The 5,542-nt window shown below is 70.0% G+C and carries 5 protein-coding genes and 1 pseudogene; all 6 read left to right on the top strand.

Annotated features, from left to right (window positions below):
* Window positions 1-375: pseudogene (locus BLV04_RS23920) on the top strand (type IV secretion system protein TraC); the annotation flags it as partial.
* A complete protein-coding gene (locus BLV04_RS23915) occupies window positions 365-754 on the top strand; it encodes a hypothetical protein (protein WP_093038621.1) in 390 nt (129 codons plus the stop codon). The pseudogene BLV04_RS23920 and the gene BLV04_RS23915, both read left to right, overlap by 11 nt.
* The gene (gene lepB / locus BLV04_RS23910) at window positions 751-1,281 is read left to right on the top strand and encodes a signal peptidase I (protein ID WP_093038619.1); all 531 of its coding nucleotides are present in this window, start codon (window positions 751-753) and stop codon (window positions 1,279-1,281) included. Before BLV04_RS23915 ends, lepB begins: the two co-directional genes overlap by 4 nt.
* The gene (locus BLV04_RS23905) at window positions 1,268-2,452 is read left to right on the top strand and encodes a TrbC family F-type conjugative pilus assembly protein (protein ID WP_093038617.1); all 1,185 of its coding nucleotides are present in this window, start codon (window positions 1,268-1,270) and stop codon (window positions 2,450-2,452) included. Before lepB ends, BLV04_RS23905 begins: the two co-directional genes overlap by 14 nt.
* Window positions 2,449-3,480, top strand: coding sequence for a TraU family protein (locus tag BLV04_RS23900; RefSeq protein ID WP_093038615.1), 1,032 nt, complete (start codon window positions 2,449-2,451; stop codon window positions 3,478-3,480). The genes BLV04_RS23905 and BLV04_RS23900 overlap by 4 nt, the downstream gene beginning before the upstream one ends.
* A partial coding sequence (traN, locus tag BLV04_RS23895) for a conjugal transfer protein TraN (protein ID WP_093038623.1) occupies window positions 3,467-5,542 on the top strand: 2,076 nt, incomplete at its 3' end. The genes BLV04_RS23900 and traN, both read left to right, overlap by 14 nt.

Raw genomic sequence — 5,542 nt, 5'->3', positions numbered from 1 at the left:
CTCGCCGACCTCTACGCCAACCCCACCGGGCGGGCGATCGCCGACAACAGCGCCCACACCCTCCTGCTCGCCCAGCCCGGTCACGCCATCGATCGGCTCAAGGCGGATCACCGTCTGCCCATGACCGCCGCGGGCGCGGAAATGCTCAAGACCGTGCACACCGTTCCCGGTGCCTACTCCGAGATCATGACCCTCACCGACAGCGGCGCGGGGATCGGCCGGCTGATGGTCGACCCCTTTCGGCAGCTCCTGTACTCCACCAAGCCCGCGGACGTCGCGGCGATCCGGCGTCTGCGCGAGCGCGGGATGAGCGTCGAGCAGGCGATCAACCGGTTGCTTGCGGGGACCGAGGCGGAGGCGTCCGATGCCGCCTGAGACCAATCTCGACGCGACCCGCCCGAGCGCGATCGTTCTCCGAGACAGACCGGCGACGGGATTCGGTGCGGGCGGCTTCCTGCTGCTCGCGGCAATTCCCCTCTCCACCCTCGCGGGCGGTTACCTCGGCGCCGAGATCGCGGCCCGACCGCTGCACGAGGCCATCGCGACCCGCCCGCCGGTACTGATCGTCGACGTCGCCGCCGCCCTGGAGGGCGTCGCGCCCGAGGACGTCGGCGAGGCGATTGCAGACCTCAAGGCGACCGCCGCGCGTCTCGCCGACGGGGGCGTTCTGGTACTGGACGCCCAGGCCGTGCTCGCGGCACCGGAGGATGTCTATGTGCGGCCGCGGGATGTACCGTCGAGGGGACGGCAGTGAGCGCACGCCCGGACATCGCCGACACGCCCGAGGCCCGCCTGGCGCGCACCATCCGGCGCGGCCTGCCGGCGCTGCTCCTCGTCCTGGCCTTGATGCTGTATCTCGGGACACGCTATCGCCTCGCGATCAACGATCAAGTCGACAAGTGCCTGCCGCCTTATACGGTCTTTCTCGTGGATCGCCACGACAGTGCCCTCGAGCGCGACGGCCTCTACGCCTTCCTCGCCGGCGAGCGCATGGCGCCCTTCTTCCCGATGCGGATGCAGGTCATCAAGCGGCTCGTGGGCCTGCCCGGAGAGACGGTCTCGATCACTGAACAGACCACTCGGGTCGCCGGCCGAACGGTCGGCGAAGGACTGGATCTGGCCGGCACGCTGGGCACCCCCGCCGCGCAGTTCGTCCGCGAGGTCGTGGTCCCCGCCGATGCCGTCTGGATCATGGGTGCCACCCGCGACAGCTTCGACTCGCGCTACTGGGGCCCGCTCCCGCGCCACTACATCATCGGGCGGGCCTATGCACTGCTCTGAGCGTCGGTTCCCTGCCCTGCTCGTCCTCGCGCTCCTACACGTCCCGACGACATCCGCCCAGGCAAGCGAGCGCGCCGACCTGCGGGCGCTGCGCGATCAGGTCGGAGCCATCCAAGAGGCGGTCTCCGGCACGCCGCTTCCGGATTGGCTCCGGCCGGGCTCCGAGGCGTCGGCGCGCGCGGGCGAGGCGCTCGGCACGGCCGAGCGCGAACGGATGCACCGACTCGCCACCGCGCAGATGCCCGCCGTCCCCGATACCGACGCAACCCCGAAGCAGACCATCACGCTCCTGGTCTCGCGCGCCTTGGGCGCGGCCGCCCTGCGCGACATCTTCGCCAGCGCGGCCCGACCCGACGTGCGGGTGGTCTTTCGCGGTGTGGCCGAAGGCGAACCGCTGATGGACTTCATGCGCGGGATCCACGCGGAGCTTGAAGGGCTCGATCCGATGCCCGCGGTCGCGCTCGACCCGACACCCTTTCGCGAGGCCGGCGCCGAGGCCGTCCCGCTGATGATCCTCTCCGGACCCGACGGGGAGATCGCACGGGTCGCCGGCCTGTCGGATCCCGCCTGGCTGCAGGCCCGGGTGGCGGCCGGCCGGACCGGGGATCTGGGCGTGCGCGGCCCGGTCGAGAGGATCTCCGAGCCGGACATGCTCGAGGAGATCGCGCGCCGGGTCGCCGCCCTGGATCTCGCGGCACTGCGCGAGCAGGCCCTCGCGCGCTACTGGACCCGCGCGGTCTTCGAACATCTGCCGACCGCGCGGGAGCCGCGCACGCGGGTGATCGATCCGGTGATCGAGGCGAAGGCCGACATCGCCCTGCCCGACGGCACCCTGCTGGTGCGCTCCGGCGAGCGGCTCAATCCGCTCGAGCGCCTGGCCTTCGGGCTGCGTCTGGTGGTGTTCGATCCGACCGAGCCGGGCCAGATCCGCAGAGCGCGCGAGTTGGGCAAGAGCGCCGGGCCGTTGCGCCCGGTCTATCTGGCGACCCGTTTGGATCGCGCGGCCGGCTGGGAGGGCTTTCGCGCGATCGAGGATGCCCTCGACGAAACGGTCTATCTGCTCACCCCGGACGTGCGCGAACGCTTCGCCCTGGAGCGCGTGCCGGCGAGCGTCGAGTCCGCCGGTCGTGTCTTCTTGGTGCGCGAGCATCCGCCGGAGGAATCCCGATGAAGACACCCGCCCTGCCCCGCCTCGCCGGCCCTGCCCTGCTCCTCGCGGCCCTTCTGACCGCACCCCTGGGCCCGGCCGATGCCGCCGACCCCGCCTGCCCGGACGCCGAGCTGTTCTCGGGCAAGTTGATCACGGATGTCTGCTGGGCCTGTCTGTTTCCGATCCGCATCGCCGGCATGCCCCTGTTCGGCGGGACCGCTCCGGCGGGTGCGGCCACTGCCCCCTTCTGCGCCTGCAACGACGGCCTCGGCGTGCCGCATCCGGGCTTCACCGTCGGGATGTGGGAGCCGGCGCGGCTGATCGAGCTGGTCCATGCTCCGCGTTGCGCGCCGGCCTTGGGCGGCATCCGTCTGCCGCTCGGCAGTCGCCGTCTGCTCGGCACCGCCGGTCAAGCCGAATACGACGCGAGCGACACGTCCTTCTACAACTTTCATTGGTACGCCTTCCCGCTGCTGATCCTGCTGGATCTGTTCTGGGACGACCGCTGCAACCCGGACGGCTATGTCGATCTGGACCTGCTCTATCTCTCCGAGCTGGATCCGACCTGGAACCACGACGAGCTGGCCTTCTTCACCAACCCGGAGGCCGCCTGGCTCGCCAATCCGGTCGCCCTGGCCGCCTGCCTGGCCGATGCCGCCGCGGCGACCGCGGGCACCCCGATCGATGCGCTCTTCTGGTGTGCCGGGACATGGGGCAACCTTTATCCCTTCACCGGGCGCGGGCCGACCGTCGGCTCGCGTGCGCGCGAAACCAGTCTGGCCTCGGCCCGGTCGCTGGCGGCCCTGCATCGGCGCGGGCTCAGCCGCCGCACCATGGGCAACGACGCGCTGTGCGGCTCCCCGATTGCACCCTTCATCCCGAAGAGCCAGTACAAGCTCACGATGTTCTACCCCCTGCCCGAAACGCAGCGCGCCCACGTGATCGGCGAAAGCCCGCTGACCTGGGGGGAGTGGCGCAACATCCCCGCGGTCGGGGAGGACCATCTGTATCTGCTGTGGCGCTGGAACGACTGCTGTGCGAGCTTCTGAGCGGTATCCCCTTCCGGTTCGGACCCTGACCGGCCTCCTCTGCATCGCCCTGGCCTGGACGCCGTGGGCGTTGGTGTGGGGCGATGACCTTGCCGACGCCATCGACGCCGGCAAGGAAACGGGTCGCGCGGCGGCCGGTGCGCTGACGGTGCCGGCGCTCTCGGGCGAGACGCTGACGCTGCCGGGCGGGGACCTGCGTCTCGACGCCCTCTTCCCCGGCGCCGCCGGCGGCGACCCGGCGAGCTTCTCCGGACTCTACGGCAATCACCACGGCACCCTGATCCACGGCCAACAGGCCCAAGGTGCGCTGATCACCGAGGGCTCGGCGACCGGCGAGGCGTACCGCACCCTGCGCGGATCGGTGGAGCGCTCCCGTGCCGACATGCGCATCGACCCGCTGTGGGCGCAGACCGACGACGTGCTCGACAACTTCGAGGCGATCGCCGAGACCTTCGGACACTGCGAGACCGAAACGACCTTCGACAACGGCACCCGCGAGGTCCACGTCCCGGACCTGCGCACCTGCGATCGGTTGACCCCGCAAGGCGGCGCCTGCTCCTGGTATCACGATTACGAACTGCCCGCGCCGGACAGCCTCGTCACCGTGACGGGCAGTGCTGCACTCGAAGACTGCGGACCCGGCTGCAAGCGGGTCGTGCTCGAGCGCGCCGGGGCCTGGCATGGATCCGCGGTGCTGGCCCTGCAGACGCCTTTGAACGGCGGCTTCGGCGTAAGCGATCCGTCGCGGGTGACGGACATTCGGGTGACCCTTGCCTTCGAGGAGCGCCCGGCGCAGCCCGAACCCGAGGAAGGATTCTTCTTCGAGCGCTATGAGGGGTGGTATTCGGCGAGCTTTCCCGGCGTGAATCGCGCCCGGACCACCGCATTCGGCTACACCGCGCAGCCGATGACGCAAGCGCTGCGCAACGGCGGGCAGTTCAGTCTGCGTCACGGCCATGTCTGGACCTTCGGCGACGGCACCCTGCCCGAGCCGGGCTGCGCCTGGTGCATACCGCAGGTCTACGATGCCGCTTGGACCGGCGGGATCCGGCTCGAGGTGGAGGTCCGTTACAGCTCCCGGCCGCTCAGGAGCGTGTGGGGTCCGAACGACGGCTGCTACGACCTGCTCGAGACCCTCGGCAGCGACTTCTGCAGCGGGACGCTCGAGTGCCTGGGCTCGCCCCCCCTCGCCGCGGACGGCTGTTACGAGAACGCCAACGTGCGCGTTTGCCCGGACGCCATGGCCGCCCCGCCGGTGGCCGGTCAGAATCCCTTCTGTACCGAGATCAAGGTCACCGCGAGCTGCTCGGGGTTCAACCAAGGGCCGATGCCATGCTGGACCGATCCGCAGGGACAGCTGCAGTGTCCCTACAACGACGGCGATCAACCCTCCTACTGCATTGCTTTGGAGGAAGACCCCGCCTGCGGGTTCATCAAGTCCGAGTGTGTGGAGGGGGCCGTCGACAACCGCGGGATCTGTTTTCTGTACGAGGAGACCTGGGACTGCGGCACCGCGCGCACCATCCCGTTTTTGGACCGCAACCGCACGCTCGACTGTGCCGGTCCGGTGCGCTGCCTCGGCACGGATTGCGCGGAATTTCCCGAGGAGCAATCCGCGGACTTCGCCAAGGCGGTCGGGGCCTTGCAGACGGTGCAGATGGCGGTCTCGGACATGCAGTGCACGCCGGGCGGGAGCTGTCGGGTGTTCTCGGGCAGCGCCCATGAGTGCAAGCGCGCGGTCGGGGGGATCGTCAACTGCTGCACGCGACCCCAAGGCGTGTCGCTGGCGGATTACGTGAGTCTGATCTTCGCACTCGGGAAGATCGATGCCGCGATCATGGGGCTCGACAAAGGGGCGATGCTCCGCGGCTCCTGGGAGACGCTGCGCCAGCCGGTCACCGCGACCTGGAGCGCGGTGAAGGAGTCGTTCGTCAGCGTCGCCAACAGCTTCACCGGCAAGACCGCGACGGCCGCGACCGATGCCGCGGCCGAGGTCGGCCTGAGCGCCGTCAAACAAGCCCTTCTGAAACAAACCGCGGAATGGGCCGCCCAGCTCTTCGGC

This window comes from Thiocapsa roseopersicina, assembly GCF_900106925.1.
Taxonomy (GTDB): Bacteria; Pseudomonadota; Gammaproteobacteria; order Chromatiales; family Chromatiaceae; genus Thiocapsa; species Thiocapsa roseopersicina.
Note: the sequence above shows the minus strand (reverse complement) of the source record. Positions and strands in the feature narration are given on the sequence as shown.

Excerpts from the sequence above, each read along its gene's own strand:
- BLV04_RS23915 (WP_093038621.1), top strand. The coding sequence starts at position 365 with ATGCCGCCTGAGACCAATCTCGACGCGACCCGCCCGAGCGCGATCGTT.
- BLV04_RS23905 (WP_093038617.1), top strand. The coding sequence starts at position 1,268 with ATGCACTGCTCTGAGCGTCGGTTCCCTGCCCTGCTCGTCCTCGCGCTC.
- BLV04_RS23900 (WP_093038615.1), top strand. The coding sequence starts at position 2,449 with ATGAAGACACCCGCCCTGCCCCGCCTCGCCGGCCCTGCCCTGCTCCTC.